At 61.4% G+C, this 14244-nt stretch carries 19 protein-coding genes; 11 read left to right on the top strand and 8 right to left on the bottom strand.

What is annotated here, in order from left to right:
* Nucleotides 1-22 precede the first annotated feature (22 nt).
* Nucleotides 23-304 (top strand): GNAT family N-acetyltransferase, encoded by a 282-nt coding sequence (locus PST29_RS21180; RefSeq protein WP_011062548.1) that lies wholly within the window; start codon nucleotides 23-25, stop codon nucleotides 302-304.
* Nucleotides 305-363: 59 nt separating this feature from the next.
* On the opposite strand, the gene PST29_RS21175 is transcribed toward PST29_RS21180, so the two are convergent.
* Complete coding sequence (locus tag PST29_RS21175; RefSeq protein WP_060844288.1) at nucleotides 364-1440, bottom strand: 3-deoxy-7-phosphoheptulonate synthase; 1077 nt, start codon at nucleotides 1438-1440, stop codon at nucleotides 364-366.
* A gap of 140 nt (nucleotides 1441-1580) precedes the next feature.
* Nucleotides 1581-2015, bottom strand: a complete 435-nt coding sequence (locus PST29_RS21170) for a PilZ domain-containing protein (protein WP_060840425.1) — start codon at nucleotides 2013-2015, stop codon at nucleotides 1581-1583.
* On the opposite strand from PST29_RS21170, the gene PST29_RS21165 reads away from it, so the two are divergent.
* The 5 genes from PST29_RS21165 (at nucleotide 2014) to cysB (ending at nucleotide 5969) form a co-directional block, all read left to right on the top strand.
* Nucleotides 2014-2400, top strand: coding sequence for a thioredoxin family protein (locus tag PST29_RS21165; RefSeq protein WP_060844287.1), 387 nt, complete (start codon nucleotides 2014-2016; stop codon nucleotides 2398-2400). The genes PST29_RS21170 and PST29_RS21165 overlap by 2 nt on opposite strands.
* Nucleotides 2400-3356, top strand: coding sequence for a putative 2-dehydropantoate 2-reductase (locus tag PST29_RS21160; protein ID WP_060844286.1), 957 nt, complete (start codon nucleotides 2400-2402; stop codon nucleotides 3354-3356). Before PST29_RS21165 ends, PST29_RS21160 begins: the two co-directional genes overlap by 1 nt.
* A 25-nt stretch (nucleotides 3357-3381) precedes the next feature.
* Entirely contained in the window at nucleotides 3382-4287 is a 906-nt protein-coding gene (locus PST29_RS21155) for a 5'-nucleotidase (RefSeq protein WP_060840422.1), read from the top strand.
* A gap of 95 nt (nucleotides 4288-4382) precedes the next feature.
* Nucleotides 4383-4883 (top strand): universal stress protein, encoded by a 501-nt coding sequence (locus PST29_RS21150; protein WP_060840421.1) that lies wholly within the window; start codon nucleotides 4383-4385, stop codon nucleotides 4881-4883.
* A 111-nt stretch (nucleotides 4884-4994) separates the two neighbouring features.
* Nucleotides 4995-5969 (top strand): HTH-type transcriptional regulator CysB, encoded by a 975-nt coding sequence (cysB, locus tag PST29_RS21145; protein WP_011062541.1) that lies wholly within the window; start codon nucleotides 4995-4997, stop codon nucleotides 5967-5969.
* Between the two features lie 2 nt (nucleotides 5970-5971).
* Here cysB and PST29_RS21140 read toward each other — a convergent pair whose 3' ends face one another.
* On the bottom strand, nucleotides 5972-6454 hold the full coding sequence (locus PST29_RS21140; protein WP_060840420.1) for a GreA/GreB family elongation factor: 483 nt from the start codon (nucleotides 6452-6454) through the stop codon (nucleotides 5972-5974).
* 2 nt (nucleotides 6455-6456) lie between these two features.
* Nucleotides 6457-6852 carry a hypothetical protein gene (locus PST29_RS21135; protein WP_060844285.1) on the bottom strand — a complete coding sequence of 132 codons (396 nt, stop codon included), beginning with the start codon at nucleotides 6850-6852 and terminating at the stop codon, nucleotides 6457-6459.
* A 124-nt stretch (nucleotides 6853-6976) separates the two neighbouring features.
* On the opposite strand from PST29_RS21135, the gene earP reads away from it, so the two are divergent.
* Together earP and PST29_RS21125 are read left to right on the top strand one after the other, a co-directional pair.
* Nucleotides 6977-8110 carry an elongation factor P maturation arginine rhamnosyltransferase EarP gene (gene earP / locus PST29_RS21130; protein ID WP_060844284.1) on the top strand — a complete coding sequence of 378 codons (1134 nt, stop codon included), beginning with the start codon at nucleotides 6977-6979 and terminating at the stop codon, nucleotides 8108-8110.
* A 48-nt stretch (nucleotides 8111-8158) separates the two neighbouring features.
* Complete coding sequence (locus tag PST29_RS21125; RefSeq protein WP_007931398.1) at nucleotides 8159-8731, top strand: elongation factor P; 573 nt, start codon at nucleotides 8159-8161, stop codon at nucleotides 8729-8731.
* Nucleotides 8732-8801: 70 nt separating this feature from the next.
* On the opposite strand, the gene PST29_RS21120 is transcribed toward PST29_RS21125, so the two are convergent.
* The 3 genes from PST29_RS21120 to PST29_RS21110 all read right to left on the bottom strand — a co-directional run bounded on the left by PST29_RS21120 (nucleotide 8802) and on the right by PST29_RS21110 (nucleotide 10927).
* On the bottom strand, nucleotides 8802-9221 hold the full coding sequence (locus PST29_RS21120; protein ID WP_060844283.1) for an organic hydroperoxide resistance protein: 420 nt from the start codon (nucleotides 9219-9221) through the stop codon (nucleotides 8802-8804).
* A 217-nt stretch (nucleotides 9222-9438) separates the two neighbouring features.
* Nucleotides 9439-9900: a MarR family winged helix-turn-helix transcriptional regulator gene (locus PST29_RS21115; protein ID WP_060841991.1), complete on the bottom strand. Its 462-nt coding sequence runs from the start codon at nucleotides 9898-9900 to the stop codon at nucleotides 9439-9441.
* A 76-nt stretch (nucleotides 9901-9976) separates the two neighbouring features.
* Complete coding sequence (locus tag PST29_RS21110; RefSeq protein WP_060840416.1) at nucleotides 9977-10927, bottom strand: LysR family transcriptional regulator; 951 nt, start codon at nucleotides 10925-10927, stop codon at nucleotides 9977-9979.
* A 105-nt stretch (nucleotides 10928-11032) separates the two neighbouring features.
* Here PST29_RS21110 and PST29_RS21105 point away from each other — a divergent pair, with 105 nt between their 5' ends.
* Nucleotides 11033-11782 (top strand): sulfite exporter TauE/SafE family protein, encoded by a 750-nt coding sequence (locus PST29_RS21105; protein WP_060844282.1) that lies wholly within the window; start codon nucleotides 11033-11035, stop codon nucleotides 11780-11782.
* Here the strand turns inward: PST29_RS21105 and PST29_RS21100 are convergent.
* A complete protein-coding gene (locus PST29_RS21100; protein WP_060840414.1) occupies nucleotides 11772-12626 on the bottom strand; it encodes a LysR substrate-binding domain-containing protein in 855 nt (284 codons plus the stop codon). The genes PST29_RS21105 and PST29_RS21100 overlap by 11 nt on opposite strands.
* A 97-nt stretch (nucleotides 12627-12723) precedes the next feature.
* On the opposite strand from PST29_RS21100, the gene PST29_RS21095 reads away from it, so the two are divergent.
* Nucleotides 12724-12945, top strand: coding sequence for a DUF1127 domain-containing protein (locus tag PST29_RS21095; protein ID WP_060841990.1), 222 nt, complete (start codon nucleotides 12724-12726; stop codon nucleotides 12943-12945).
* A gap of 66 nt (nucleotides 12946-13011) precedes the next feature.
* Nucleotides 13012-14226 carry a winged helix-turn-helix domain-containing protein gene (locus PST29_RS21090; protein WP_060844281.1) on the top strand — a complete coding sequence of 405 codons (1215 nt, stop codon included), beginning with the start codon at nucleotides 13012-13014 and terminating at the stop codon, nucleotides 14224-14226.
* Nucleotides 14227-14244: the final 18 nt, after the last annotated feature.

The raw sequence follows: 14244 nt of genomic DNA, 5'->3' as shown, positions 1-14244 counted from the left end.
TCCAGACCCGCAAGGAGTAGTGATGAGCGAGGCGTTGTCCATCCACCATGACCAGGCTGGTCATCAGTTCGAGACCAATGTGGACGGTCATCGTGCCTACCTGACCTATATGGACCTGGGTAAGCAAACCCTGGATATCTACCGCACCTTCGTGCCCAATGCGTTGCGTGGGCGCGGTATTGCCGCGGCGCTGACCGAGCAGGCACTGGAGTACGCCGAACGTATGGGCTACACAGTGATTCCTTCCTGCTCCTATGTAGAGCGCTATATGGAACGCCATCAGCGTCACGCCGCGAAGCTCTGATCGGGGCGACCATGAAAAACGCCGGGCTTGGCCCGCGTTTTTGTGTCTGGCGAAGGGGATCAGCTGCGATCGCGTTTCGGCAGTACATCCTTGAGCTTGGCGTGCATGCTGCGCAGGGTTTTCTCGGTGCTTTCCCAATCGATGCAGGCATCGGTAATCGACACCCCGTACTGCAGGTCCGACAAGTTTTTTGGAATTGCCTGGCAACCCCAGTTCAGATGACTTTCCACCATCAGGCCGATGATCGACTGATTGCCTTCGAGGATCTGGTTGGCGACGTTCTCCATGACCAGTGGTTGCAGTGCCGGATCCTTGTTGGAGTTGGCGTGGCTGCAATCGATCATGATGTTCGGCTTGATCTTGGCCTTGCTCAGGGCCTGTTCGCAGACCGCGACACTGACGGAGTCATAATTGGGCTTGCCATTGCCGCCACGCAGTACTACGTGGCCGTAGGCGTTGCCTTTGGTGGTGACGATCGACACGCCGCCCTGTGGGTTAATCCCCAGGAAGCGGTGGGGACTGGAAACCGATTGCAGGGCGTTGATCGCTACCGTCAGGCCGCCGTCGGTGCCGTTCTTGAAGCCCACGGCAGAGGACAGGCCGGAAGCCATCTCGCGGTGGGTCTGGGATTCCGTGGTGCGGGCACCGATGGCCGACCAACTGATCAGGTCCTGCAGGTATTGCGGGGAGATGGGGTCCAGAGCTTCAGTGGCAGTGGGCAGACCCATTTCCGCGAGGTCCAGCAGCAACTGGCGACCAATATGCAGACCGTCCTGAATCTTGAACGAGTCGTCCAGGTACGGGTCGTTGATCAGGCCTTTCCAGCCAACAGTGGTCCGCGGTTTCTCGAAGTAAACGCGCATCACCAGATACAGGGTGTCGGAAACTTCCGCCGCCAGGGCCTTGAGTCGCTCGGCGTACTCGTGGGCTGCCTTGATGTCGTGGATCGAGCAGGGCCCGATGACGATGAACAACCGATGGTCAGTGCCGTCGAGGATGTTGCGGATCACTTCGCGACCCTTGGTCACGGTGCGCAAGGCGGTGTCGCTCAGCGGGATGTCTCGTTTGAGTTGATCAGGGGTGATCAGGGTCTCGTTGGAGGCGACGTTTAGGTCGTTGATCGGTAAATCAGCCATCGTGTTACTCGTCAGGTCACGGGTGCCGGCCGCCAGCGATCCCCGCGCGGCGGAGCACAGCGGATTTGAGCGCGTCGGGGAGCGGAACCTTAGCGCGTTAGCCGGTGACTCTACAATGGGCAAGGGGCGGTTTTATTGGGCTAAGGCTGCACAAAAGCCTGGTGTACACGGTCTTGCGAATAGTCTTCTGCATGCCGTTCGACCCAATCCAGAGCCAGGGCTTCGATGCATTGCTGTTCGCTTAGCGGTTCATGCAGGCGGCAGTAGCGGGCGATCTGGCACACCTGCTCGCCCATGCGAGCGCTGAACAGGGTTTGTTCATCGACGAAGGCGATACCCACCAGATAGCCGCGCTTGCGTTTCAGGCACCAGGCAACATAACCGTTGTAGCGTGCGTTTTCCCCCAGCGAGGGCATGTGCACTTCCAGCGCGGTGCCGTGGCGCCAGGCGCGGTGGTAATTGCACGCCATGCCACCGAGGCTGATAGTGTGCAACCGCTGGCGCGAAATGCAGGCGTACTTGCGCAGGGTCAGTTCAACCGGAACATCATCAGGATGAGGCAGAAAACGTCCCATGACCGCAGACTCCGAGTGTCGTCCATTTGACATTATTTCCCCCAGTATAGTGATCGAATTGGAACTGACCGACTTCGACATCGACCAGCAATTACTGAGCCTGGATGGCGTTTCCCTGGTGGTTTTCACCTCCCCCGGTTGCTCCGGTTGTCGCTGGGCACGATCACAGCTGCCCGGGATGGGACTGCCGGTCGCGCGCCTGTGCTGGGTCGATGCGGGCGACAACGGTGGGGCAGTGGAGCGCTATCAGGTGTTTCACCTGCCGGCGCTGTTCGTGGTGCGCGACGGTGAGTTTTATGGATCCTTAGAATCGCGGCTGACGCCCAATGCGCTCATTGCGGGCCTGCGTCAGGCGCTCAATCGAATGCCAGAGGAGTTGCCTTGATGGGTGCAGACCGTAAGCCGCGTATAGGCATTATCGGAACCGGAGCGATCGGAGGTTTTTACGGGGTGATGCTGGCGCGGGCCGGTTTCGACGTGCATTTTCTGCTGCGCAGCGAGTTCTCCGCGGTGGTGGAGCAGGGACTGCGGGTCAATAGCGCCCAGCATGGGGTGTTGAGCCTGAAGCCGGTGCAGGCATACGCCAGTGCCGAAGAGATGCCACCTTGTGACTGGCTGCTGGTGGGCGCCAAGACCACCAACAATGTCCAGTTGGCGCCGGCGATCATCCAGGCGGCGGCGCCTGGGGCCAAGGTGCTGTTGCTGCAAAACGGGCTGGACGTGGAGGACGCCTTGCGTGCCGAGCTTCCCGACACGCTGCATCTATTAGGCGGCTTGTGCTTTATCTGCGTGCATCGCGCGGGCCCCGGCCAGATCGAACACCAGGCTCTGGGGGCGGTGAACCTGGGTTACCACAGTGGTCCGGCCAGTGCCGATCCGGCCCTGAGCCAGGCGCTGGTCGAGGAGGGGGCGGCGTTGTTTCGTGCTGCCGGGCTCGACTCCCAGGCCATGAACAATCTGCATCAGGCGCGCTGGCAGAAGCTGGTGTGGAATGTGCCGTACAACGGCCTGTCGGTGCTACTCAAGGCCAGCACCACGCCGCTCATGGCCGACCCGGCCAGTCGCGAGCTGATTCAGGACCTGATGCAGGAAGTCTTGCAGGGGGCTGCGGCTTGCGGTCATGTGATCCCTGAGGCTTATGCACAGCAACTGTTCAGGTCCACTGAGTACATGCCCGATTATTGGCCGAGCATGTACCACGATTTCCTGCATCAGCGCCCTCTGGAGTTGGCGGCTATTTATGCTGCACCTTTGGCAGCGGCACGGGCCGCGGGTTGCGAGTTGCCGAAAATCCGGGCGTTGTACCAGAGCCTGTGTTTTATCGACCGGCACCATGTTTGAGCTTATGACCTGAAGGGGGCGCGGTATGGCAAAGGGACTGGATGGCAAACTGGTGGTGGCAATCTCTTCGCGCGCTTTGTTCGACCTGAGTGAAAGCCATAAGGTCTATCTGGCCCAGGGCGTCGAAGCCTATCGGCAATATCAGATCGAGCACGAGGACGAGATTCTTGAGCCAGGCGATGCCTTTCCATTGGTGAAGAAACTCCTGAGCCTGAATGCCAGCCTGGGCCGGGCGCGGGTCGAGGTGGTGCTGGTGTCGCGCAACAGTGCCGACACCGGCCTGCGGGTGTTCAACTCGATTGAACATTACGGCCTGGGTATCTCCCGTGCGGCATTTGTGGGGGGGCGCAGTCCCTATCCCTACCTGGCAGCCTTCGGCAGCGATCTGTTTCTCTCCACTCATGCTGACGATGTCCGCAGCGCACTGGAGGCCGGATTCGCCGCTGCAACGATCCTTTCCGGTGGGGCCCGACGCGCTGCCAATGGCGAACTGCGCATCGCCTTCGATGGCGATGCGGTGCTGTTTTCCGACGACTCGGAACGGGTCTACCAGGCCGCAGGTCTGGAAGCGTTTCAGGCCAGTGAGCGGCAGTCGGCGCGGGAGCCTCTGCCCGGAGGACCTTTCAAGGGGTTTCTGGCGGCGCTGAATCTGCTTCAGGGCGAGTTTGCCGACGATGCCTGCCCGGTCCGCACGGCCCTGGTCACCGCCCGCTCGGCACCGGCCCATGAGCGGGTCATTCGCACCTTGCGCGAGTGGAACATCCGTCTCGACGAGTCCCTGTTCCTCGGCGGCCTGGAGAAAGCGGCCTTTCTCGAAGCCTTCGCCGCCGATGTTTTTTTCGACGACCAGGCCGGTCATTGCGAGTCCGCTCGCGAGGTGGTCGCTACCGGTCATGTGCCTCATGGCATCAGCAACGAAGCCAGGACTTGAGCCCGAAACCTGGTGGTTTTGCCTCCAGCCTCCCACAGTTCCTGGCACTGCTAAGCTGAATCCATCTCCGCCATCTTGGCAGTTGAGGAGGTCATATGATTCGTTCGATGCTGTATGCCACGGACCTCGGTCTGTACGCTCCCTTTGTCATGCAGCATGCCCTGGAGCTGGCTCGAACGTTCAATGCCGACTTACATGTAGTGCACGCTGTGGAGCCCATGGGATTGTTCGCCGAATCGGTGTTGCAGAGCTATCTGGACGAGCAGTCGCTGAACGAGTTTCATCGCCAGGGCCTGAGCACCGTGATGGCCAATATCGAACAGCGGGTACTGGACAGTTTTCGCGAGGAGCTGGGTGAAGGCATGCACGACCTGAGCTTGATCCAGTCGGTGCGGGTGCTTCAGGGGGATCCGTCCCAAGTGATTCTGGAGCAGGCGGGGAAACTCTCGGTGGATTTGCTGATCGTAGGAAGTCACAGCCACGGGGTCGGTGCGCAAACTCCTCTGGGGCGCACCGCATCACGGGTTTTGCAGTTGTCCAAAGTGCCGGTTTACCTGGTGCCGCTGGTCCAGCGTCGACGGCAGGGGGATGCCTGAGGGCGGAATGGAAAAATCTGAATAAAAGTTCTAGATTTATTCTCCTGACCATTAATATAGTTATATACCGTCGCTGATACCCGTGGCGTCTACCTGCTTTGAGGGATTCATATGAAGCTTCAACAATTGCGCTACATCTGGGAAGTGGCGCACCACGACCTCAACGTTTCAGCCACCGCGCAAAGCCTTTACACCTCGCAACCGGGTATCAGCAAGCAGATCCGTCTGCTCGAGGACGAGCTCGGGGTCGAGGTCTTCGCCCGCAGTGGCAAGCATCTGACGCGGGTGACCCCGGCCGGCGAGCGGATCATCACTACCGCTGGCGAGATCTTGCGCAAGGTCGAAAGCATCAAGCAGATCGCCCAGGAGTTCTCCAACGAGAAGAAAGGCACCCTGTCGATTGCCACTACTCACACCCAAGCGCGTTACGCCTTGCCTCCAGTGATCAGCAGCTTCATCAAGCAATACCCGGATGTGGCCCTGCACATGCACCAGGGCTCACCGATGCAGATCGCCGAAATGGCCGCCGACGGCACCGTGGATTTCGCCATCGCTACCGAGGCCCTGGAGTTGTTTGGCGATCTGGTGATGATGCCGTGCTACCGCTGGAACCGTTGCGTGGTGGTGCCGCAGGGCCACCCGCTGACCAAGTTGCCGAAACTGACTCTGGAAACCCTGGCCGAGTACCCGATCGTCACTTACGTGTTCGGTTTCACCGGCCGCTCCAAGCTCGACGAAGCCTTCAGTCATCGCGGCCTGACGCCAAAGGTGGTGTTCACCGCCGCCGACGCCGACGTGATCAAGACCTATGTGCGCCTTGGGCTGGGCGTGGGCATCGTGGCCAAGATGGCCGTCGACACCAAGCTCGACAGCGACCTGGTGGTCCTGGATGCCAGTGAGCTGTTCGAGTCGAGCATCACCAAGATCGGTTTCCGTCGCGGCACCTTCCTGCGCGGTTTCATGTGCGACTTCATCGAGAAGTTCGCTCCGCACCTGACTCGCGAAGTCATGGCCAAGGCGATTGCCTGCCACAACAAGCAGGAACTGGAAGAACTGTTCGACGGCGTCGAACTGCCGGTTCACTGATCCTAGCGGACCTCGGTGACAGTGAAGTGTTGCCGAGTCCCCGCCACCACGATTTCCACCTCATCCTCCTCGAACTTGCCCAACAGGCTTTTGCCCAGCGGGGAGCGCGGGGTGATGACGGTTACCAGCTGTCCGACCACCTGGACTTTCAAGCCCGCTCCATCCGGACCGAGAAACAGCCATTGTTCGCGGCCATTTTCATCCTCAAGTCCCAACAGCGTGCCGACCTGGATCCCTGACTGCGCGTCGTAGGGACGCAGGCCGAGGTTTTGCCAGAGGCTCAATGCCTGGCGGATCTCCTCGACCCGGCGAGCCTGCCCGGCTGCCAGGTAGGACGCCTCAAGTCCCAGCGTGTCGTACTTGTTCTCGGCGATGTTCTCTTCATGGGTGGCGGTTTCGTAGGCGGTTTGTGCGGCCCGTACCGCAACCTCCAGGTCGTCCCGGAGCTGTTGCAGAATCAGTTGGCAGACAGACTGTTTATTCATGATCAATTACAGAATTGCAGGACATTGGCCCGGCTCTTGTCACTGGGCGCGGTCTGGTCCTGCTGCAACCAGAACTGGCATTTGGGGTTGGACAGGTTGCGCGGGTTGCTGCGAGCGTTATCCAGGGATTGCAGTTCTTCGTTCTTGCGCAGGTTTTCCTGATATTGCTCGAACATCCGATTGGGTGGCTCCGGCGCCACTACCGGCGGCTTCGCCAATTGCTGTACGGCTTGCGCCACAGGGGCCAGTTGCTGGCTGAAGAGAAAGTGCGAACCCAGCCAGCAAGTCAGGGCAATCGCCAGAAAACCCAGCCACAAGCCCAGGGCAATGCTGCCGCTGAGCGCCAGGGCATTGAAGCTGATGCGCAAGGGGCGACGAGCGGGCGGGCGATAAGACATGGTTGCCTCCTGGCGGGCGGTAGTGGGCGAGGGCTGATTGTCGCACGAAGATTAATCGAGGTTGGCTCTTCTGCGCAGGAGCATTTATGCGGACAATCGGCGCCTTTGCCAATCGGGGACTGGAATGAAAGCCTCCTGGGACATTTTTTGCAGCGTCGTCGACAACTACGGCGACATCGGCGTGACCTGGCGTCTGGCCCGGCAGTTGGTGGCCGAGCATCAATGCGCGGTGCGCTTGTGGGTCGATGATCTGCGGGCCTTTGAAAGGATTTGCCCGGAAATTGACACCCAGCGGCAGCGCCAGGAACAGGATGGGGTCGAGGTGCGGCACTGGTCGGCCCAGTGGCACGCTGAGGCGGCCGCGGATGTGGTGATTGCCGCGTTCGCCTGCCAGTTGCCCCACGCCTATATGGAGGCCATGGCCGACCGCGAGCGGGCGCCGCTGTGGCTGAACCTGGATTACCTGAGTGCAGAAAACTGGGTCAGTGGCTGCCACGGCCTGCCGTCAGTGAAGTTTCGTGGCGTACAGAAGTACTTTTTCTTCCCCGGATTCCAGCCTGGTACGGGCGGTTTGCTGCGCGAAGCCGGGTTGCTTGAGCGCCGCCGGCATTTTCAGGCCGATCGCCAGGCCCAGCAGGAGTTTCTGCAGGGCCTGGGAGTGACTCCCGCCGCCGATAGCCGCTTGATGTCGCTGTTTGCCTACGAAAACGCCGGCCTTGGCAGTTGGCTGGAAGCGTTGGCCGCCGATGCGCGACCGACTCATTTGCTGGTGCCTGAAGGACGTATTCTGGGCGACGTGCAGCGCTGGCTGGGAGTGGAACCTCTGACGGTCGGCAGTCTGCAGGTACGTCAGTCGCTGACGGTCCAGGTCTTGCCCTTTGTGCGCCAGGAAGATTACGACCGTTTGCTGTGGTGCTGCGCCTTCAACGCGGTGCGCGGGGAGGATTCCTTCGTGCGCGCACAATGGGCCGGGCGGCCGATGCTCTGGCATATCTATCGCCAGGACGAAGATATTCACCTGGACAAGCTCGAGGCCTTTCTTGCCCTGTACACCCGGGCACTTTCCCCGGGCGCCAAGGCGGCGGTACTGGCCCTGTGGCAGGCCTGGAATACCGAGGCCGCGATGGCCGAACCCTGGAAAAACCTGCTGCAACACTGGCCGGAAGTCGCCGCACATGCCGAGCAATGGTGTCTGGAACAAGGCTTGCAGGCCGATCTTGCTGCGGCGCTGGTGCAGTTTTACCTAAATTGGATATGATACGCGGCCTAGATTTTTGTAAATCCCATCCAAATTCGGATATTCGCAATGAAAACTGGTAAAGAACTCAAACCCGGTACCGTGATCCGTATCGACAACGATCCTTGGCTGGTTCAGAAAGCTGAATTCACCAAGTCCGGTCGTAACAGCGCGATCATGAAGACCAAGCTGAAGAACCTGCTGACCGGTTACAAGACCGAAACCGTTTACGGTGCGGACGACAAGCTGGACGACGTGATCCTGGATCGCAAAGAAGCGACCCTGTCGTTCATCAGCGGTGACACCTACACGTTCATGGACACCACCGACTACACCATGTACGAGCTGAACGCCGAAGACATCGAAGCGGTTCTGCCGTTCATCGAAGAAGGCATGACCGACGTTTGCGAAGCCGTGTTCTTCGAAGACCGTCTGGTTTCCGTTGACCTGCCGACCACCATCGTGCGTCAGGTTGACTACACCGAAGGTTCCGCTCGCGGCGACACTTCGGGCAAGGTGATGAAGCCTGCCAAACTGAAAAACGGTACCGAGCTGAGCGTTGCGGACTTCATCGAGATCGGCGACATGATCGAGATCGATACCCGCGAAGGCGGTTCCTACAAGGGCCGCGCCAAGGTTTGATCCTGGCTCGACCTTGTACATGAAAAAGCCCGACTTCGAGTCGGGCTTTTTTATGCCTGGCGTTTGCCGTTCAGACGCTAACGTGCAAGCGCACATCGACGTTGCCGCGGGTGGCGTTGGAGTAGGGGCAGACCTGATGCGCCGCGTCCACCAGGCTTTGCGCTTCATCCTGGGCCAGGCCGGGCAGGTTTACATGCAGATCGATATCCAGGCCAAAGCCGCCAGGGATCTGACCGATGCCGACGTGGGCGGTGATCGACGCGTCGTCCGGAATCTTGCGCTTGCTCTGGCTGGCCACGAACTTCAGTGCGCCGATGAAGCAGGCGGAATAGCCGGCGGCGAACAGCTGTTCCGGGTTGGTGGCCTGCCCACCGGCACCGCCCAGCTCCTTGGGAGTGGCCAGTTTGACGTCGAGGATATTGTCACTGGAGACGGCGCGACCATCACGGCCACCCGTGGCGGTTGCAACAGCGGTGTAGAGAGTTTGCATGGCGAGAGCCTCGCATCGATTGTTTTTGCGCTAATAGTTTGCGCGCCAAGTAAGTGCGAAACAAATGTACTGCGCTAATATTTAGTGCGCAAGATAATTTTTCAGAGAACACCGCAAAAAGCCCATCAATTCGCGCCAAGCAGTTGATTTTAAAAAAGATATATTTTCATTGCGAAAACCAGCTCCCGCCGCTGAGAGCTGGTTGATCGATGCCGCCTCAAAGGCTGTCTTGCAAATGCCCCCGCAGTACCTGCAACTCCTCCTGCAACCGGCGCAACTGCTCCACCGTGCGGCCGCTGGCGCCGAGGATGCACTGGGGGATTTCCCGGGCCTGATCCTTGAGGGCGCGACCCTGCTCGGTCAGTTGCACAATCACCACCCGCTCATCTTCCCGGCTGCGGGTCCGGCTCAGCAGGCCCTCGGCTTCCAGGCGCTTGAGCAGTGGCGTCAGTGAGCCCGGATCGGTCAGCAACCGCTGGCTGATCTCGCCCACGGTCAGTCCGTCGCGCTCCCAGAGCACCAGCATGGCCAGGTACTGCGGGTAGGTCAGACCCAGTCGCTGCAGCAATGGCTTGTAGACCTTGGTCATCAGCAGCGATGTGGAATGCAGGGCGAAACATACCTGGTTATCCAGCAGCAGCTGTTCGCAAGTGTCCGCGGTAGAGGGTTGGGTGGTCATGAGGCTGGCCTTGATCATTAATGGTCCTGAATCTAGCGGGCGAGTCTTTAATGCGCCAGATAATTTTCCGCCAGGCCTAGCCCATGGCGCTTTGCAGCGCCAGGTCCCAGGGTGGAATCGGGCTGAAACGGCTCTTCAGGTATTCCAGGAGCAAGCGGCTGCGGGCATTGGGATGCTGTTCCATGCGCAAGGCGTAGATGCCGGCGGTTTCCGGCTTGGGCAGGCCGCCGTCGCAGAACAGCGGCACCAGTTCCCCCCGCAGCAGGTATTCGCTCACCAGCCAGGTCGGCAGGTGCGCAATTCCCAGGCCGGCCAGGGCCCCGGAAAGCAGGGCTTCGGCATTGTTGGCACTGAGGCGGATGCGCTGGGGGCGATGGCTCTGCACCTGGCCATCAAGCTCGAAACGCCAGGCAAACAGCGGCGCCAGCCCGTCCCAGTCCAGGCCATCGTGCTGGCTGAGTTCGGCGGGATGGGTCGGGATGCCGCGGTTTTTCAGGTAGGACGGGCTGGCGCAGGCGATGCGCACGATGCTGGCCAGGGACGTGGCGACCATTCGCGTATCCACCCGCTGGCCTGCGCGCAGGACCAGATCGACCTTGCCCAGATGCGAGCCCTGCATGTCGACGAAGCTGTCGATCAGGTGCAACTGCACGTCCAGCCCCGGATAGAGCGCCAGGAAGTCGGCAATGGCCGGTGCCAGATGGCGGCGACCGAAGGCGGCCGGGGCATCGATGCGGATCAGGCCTTCCGGGGCGTGGCTCAAGGACACCGCTTCGGCGCGAGCCAGTTGCAGTTCAGCGACGATGCGCCGGGCCCGTTCGGCGAAGGCCAGGCCCGCCGCAGTAGCGACTACCGCGTGGGTGGTGCGCATGAACAGTGGGGTGCCCACGGCATTTTCCAGGCTGTCGATGCGCCGAGCCACGGCGGAAGGGGTCAGGGGATGACGGCGGGCCGCGGCGGAAAAGCTCCCGGCTTCAAGCACATCGAGAAACAGCCCCAGTTGTTCGGTGAGGATATTGGGATTCATGATCAGGTCGCTTATGCGAAAACGGCACAGCCATTGTGCGTTGCTGTGCGTTTCCGAGCCAGGGCCGACTGCGTAGCATGCAGCTCTCGGGTGAGGAGAGACGCTTTGATCGAGTTAGTGATGTATCTGTTGTTGGGCGCAGCCCTGGGCACGGTGGGCGGTCTGTTCGGGATCGGTGGCGGTTTGATCGCCATTCCGGTGCTGGGGGTCATGTTCGGCCTGGACCAGCAGATTGCCCAGGGCACCGCGCTGGTGATGGTGGTGCCCAATGTGATGCTGGCGCTGTGGCGTTATCACCAGCGCAACCGCATCGAACTGCGCCATGCCCTGCCGCTGGCCCTGATGGGCTTTTGTTTCGCCTGGCTCGGCTCGATCTGGGCGGTGGGCATTGACGCGCAGAAGATGCGTATCGGCTTTGTCGCCTTTCTCCTGCTGCTGTCGGCCTACAACCTGCTGCGCATGTTCATGAGCAGCGCGCCGGCCAGCACGCAGATGCGTTATTCCTGGCCTTGGCTGGGGGTTCTGGGCGCCGCTTCCGGGGCCATGGGCGGTTTGTTCGGCGTGGGCGGAGCGGTAGTGGCCACGCCAGTATTGACCAGCATCTTCGGCACCACCCAGGTGGTGGCGCAGGGGCTGTCCCTGGCCCTGGCGCTGCCGAGCACCGGGGTGACCCTGGTGACCTACGGCTTGCATCATCAGGTGGACTGGATGATCGGCCTGCCGTTGGCGGCCGGCGGTCTGTTGAGCATCAGTTGGGGGGTGAAGGTGGCTCATGCCTTGCCCGAGCGCCTGTTGCGTGGGTTGTTCTGCGGTTTCCTGGTGGTGTGTGCCGTGATGCTGGCCTTCAAAGTTTGAAGCCTTCGACGATGTGCTCTGCCAGGCACTCGGTGATCGGGGAGGGATTGTTGAGGTTGCGTACCAGCATGATGCTGGCTTCCGGCAATTGCGGCAGCCCCTGTGCCTCGCCGAGGATGCGCATGTCCGGGGTGATCAGGCTTTCCAATTGGGCGGTGACCGCCAGCCCGGCGCTGACCACCGCCATGATCGCCGACAGGCTGGAACTGTTGTAGGCAATGCGGTAGTCCAGGCCCGCAGCGTCCAGAGCGTTGCAGGCCCAGAGCCGGCAGAAGCAGTCGCTGTTGAACATTGCCAGGGGCAGAGGTGTTTGCTCGTGGGGATTGAAGCACTGGGCCACGGCCCAGACGAAGCGCTCCTTGCGCAGCAGTTGGCCGATCTCGCTGCCCGGCTCGCGGGTGACGATGGACAGGTCCAGGTCCTGGCGTTGCAACAGCTGTTTGCTTGACTCGCAATGCACCTCGATCTGGATCAGCGGATAGCTTTGGGCAAAGCGCGACAGAATCCCCGGCAGAAAGCGCATCACATAGTCATCCGGGGTGCCGATGCGTACCAGGCCCACCATGTGCGGCTCGCGCAGGGTATTGAACACCTCGCTATGCAGTTTCAGGATGCGTCGGGCGTAGCCCAGCAGCACCTGGCCCTCGGCGGTGAGCTTGACCTGGCGCCCGTCGCGCTGGAACAGCTGGCGCTGCAGCACGTCTTCCTCCAGGCGCTTCATCTGCATGCTCACCGCGGATTGAGTGCGATTGACCCGCTCGCCGGCCCGGGTAAAACCGCCTTCATCGGCGATGGCGACGAAGGTGCGCAGAACTTCGGTATCGATGCTGGGGAACTGGGACATTGCATCAAATCCTGAGATGTATGGCATAAGAAACATTCGTTGGATTGATCTTAAGCCCCGGCAGACACTGTCGTCATCCCCACTGGAGGGCAAGATGATGAAAGGTCAAAAGGGTTATGTGCTGGTCCACAAGCTGTCATTTCAGGCGCTGGCCTTCAGCGGCCTGTGGCGTCGGGTCATGCGCTGGTATGAGCTTGGGCGCGAGCGCCGGATGCTGGCCGGGCTGAGCGATGAGGCGTTGAAGGACCTGGGGCTCACGCGGGTCGATGTCGAGCATGAGCGGGTCCGCCCGTTCTGGGACGACCCAATGCATAAATAGCGGCAAGGGTGCTACACAAGCCGGTTCCCGGTGCGCTAGCGTGCGGGCAGACAAGGAGACTCCCCCATGCCCGCAGAATGTTCTTTTTCACTCAAGCAAGCTCGCCGATTAGCCCTGGCCGCCCAGGGGTTCGGCGGGCGCCGGCCGCCGGCAACGATCAAGGCCGCGGGGCTCAATCGACAGATCGAGCGCCTGGGCCTGCTGCAGATCGATTCGGTCAATGCCCTGGTGCGGGCGCATTACCTGCCGCTGTTCTCCCGCCTGGGCAGTTATCCACAGGCGCTGCTCGACCAGGCCGCCTGGAGTCAGGGGCGGCAACGCACCTTGTTCGAATACTGGGGGCATGAGGCGTCGTTGCTGCCCATGTCCATGTACCCGTTGCTGCGCTGGCGGATGCAGCGGGCGCGGCAAGGGCAGGGCATCTATTCGCAGCTGGCGCGTTTTGGCCAGGAGCGCCTGGTCACGGTCCGTCGGGTTCTGGCGGCGGTCCAAGAGCAGGGCGCGCTGGGTGCCGGCAGCCTTTCCACCCGCGAGGAGCGCGCCGGGCCCTGGTGGGATTGGAGCGATGAAAAGCACGCCCTGGAATGGTTGTTCGCCGCCGGTGAAGTGACGGTGGCCGGGCGTCGTGGCTTCGAGCGGCTCTACGATTTGCCGGAGCGGGTGCTGCCGGCGGCCATTCTCCAGCAGTCGCCGCTGGACGAAGCCCAGGCCCAGCGCGGCTTGCTGGTGCACGCGGCCAGGGCCCTGGGCGTGGCCACGGAGAAGGACCTGCGAGACTACTTTCGCCTGGATCCCGGCGACAGCCGTGCGCGGCTGGCGGAGTTGCTGGAGTCCGGCGAGTTGTTGAGCTGCGAAGTGCAGGGCTGGCGCCAGCCGGCCTACTGTCTGCCGCAGGTCAGGGTGCCGCGTCAGGTCGACGCCAGTGCGTTGCTCTCACCGTTCGATTCGCTGATCTGGGAGCGCAGTCGCACCGAGCGGCTGTTCGACTTCCGCTATCGGCTGGAGATCTACACGCCAAGGCACAAGCGGGTCTATGGCTATTACGTGCTGCCGTTCCTGCACAACGAGCGGATTGTCGCCCGCATCGACCTGCGGGCGGAGCGAGCCCAAGGCTGCCTGGCGGTGCATGCGGTGCATGAGGAGGAGCCAGGCCTGGACGAGGAGGGGGTGGTGGCGTTGGCCGGGCAGCTACGGCAGATGGCCACTTGGCTGGGGCTGGAGCAGATTCAGCTCAATTGCCGACGTGACGGCGCACGCCGTCTGCGTGAGGTCATGGCGTGAAGAGCTTCGCGGGCAAGC

The sequence above is a fragment of the Pseudomonas sp. St29 genome (genome assembly GCF_001547915.1).
Lineage (GTDB): Bacteria > Pseudomonadota > Gammaproteobacteria > Pseudomonadales > Pseudomonadaceae > Aquipseudomonas.
Note: the sequence above shows the minus strand (reverse complement) of the source record. Positions and strands in the feature narration are given on the sequence as shown.